Source organism: Streptomyces sp. NPDC012935, from assembly GCF_042900345.1.
Classification (GTDB): domain Bacteria; phylum Actinomycetota; class Actinomycetes; order Streptomycetales; family Streptomycetaceae; genus Streptomyces.
In genome coordinates this window covers 1-1,105 of sequence record NZ_JBIBBC010000112.1, presented here as the reverse complement: position 1 = coordinate 1,105, position 1,105 = coordinate 1, and the positions used below count along the sequence as shown (strand labels likewise).

Annotated in this window: 1 protein-coding gene; it reads left to right on the top strand. The window is 74.1% G+C overall.

The genetic code is table 11. The features are described from left to right. The first annotated feature begins 342 nt into the window (after positions 1-342). Positions 343-1,023: a DUF1275 family protein gene (locus ACFY5C_RS41930; protein ID WP_360558448.1), complete on the top strand. Its 681-nt coding sequence runs from the start codon at positions 343-345 to the stop codon at positions 1,021-1,023. Positions 1,024-1,105: the final 82 nt, after the last annotated feature.

Below are 1,105 nucleotides of genomic sequence, written 5' to 3'. Positions count from 1 at the left end.
AGCAGTCCCCGCCGACAAGGACACAGAGGACCCGGCCCGACGGCCACCCCTGGCCGGGGCCACGGCCTCCGCGCCACCACGACCTCCCGCGACGCGTCGAGGCGCCCGACGCACCCCTCACGCGCCCCGCACCCGCCCCCCAGAGCGTTACCGCCTGTAGCGGCGCACCCGGTGATCCGAGCGCCCCCGATCACCTTCACGCGCCCGGCGCAATGCCCAGCTGTGCGCCTCTCGACGCCTCGTGCCAACTTTGAGGGAAGGCGTCCAGGAGGCGTGCAGGAAGGGTGATCGATGATCTTCTTCGACCGGCCGGCGGCTTCTCCGGCGCGAGGAGCCTGACCCGTGGGGCCGCCCTCCTCAGCGGCGTCGGCACCGACGCGTCTGTCCGTGGTGGCCGTGCTGCTGTCCTTCGCCACGGGAGCCGGTGACGCGTTCGCCTTCGTCCAGCTCGGAGGCGTGTTCACGGCCAACATGACCGGCAGCCTCATCCTGTCGGGCCTGACGGGCCGACCGGGCTACGGGGCTCTGGTGGCGGGGGTGGCCACCTCGCTGGGGGCCTTCCTGATCGCGGTGTACCTGGCGTCCAAGGCGACACCGGTACGCCCCGGCACGGGGTGGAACCGTATCCGGGCCGTACTGCTCGCCGTGGTCGCGCTCGACCTCGTCGTACTGGTCCTCAGGTCGGCGCAGTCCACCCCGGGCACCGCGCTGCGGCTGCTGATGCTCGCGGCTGCCGCGGGGGCGATGGGCGCCCAGACCGCCGCCGTCAAACGGTCGGCGCACGGTGCGGGCGTGACCACGACCTTCGTGACCGGCACCCTGACCAGCCTGGCGCAGGACGCCGCCGACGGCAGCTCCCGGCATGCGGGCGTCCGCCTGGGCGTGGTGGTGATGCTGGTCCTGGGCGCACTGACGGCATCCGGGGCCATGGCGATCGACGCCCGCCTCGGCCCCGCCGTGGCGGCGGCCGGCACCGCCGTCGCGATCATCGCCCTTCCGACGACGGGGAGCCCCAGGCCGTGACGACCGTCCGCCCGCCCGTCGGGTCGGCTCGTCCAGGCCGGTCACCGTCCCCGGTTGCGGTCAGCGCTCCCTCGACGAGGTC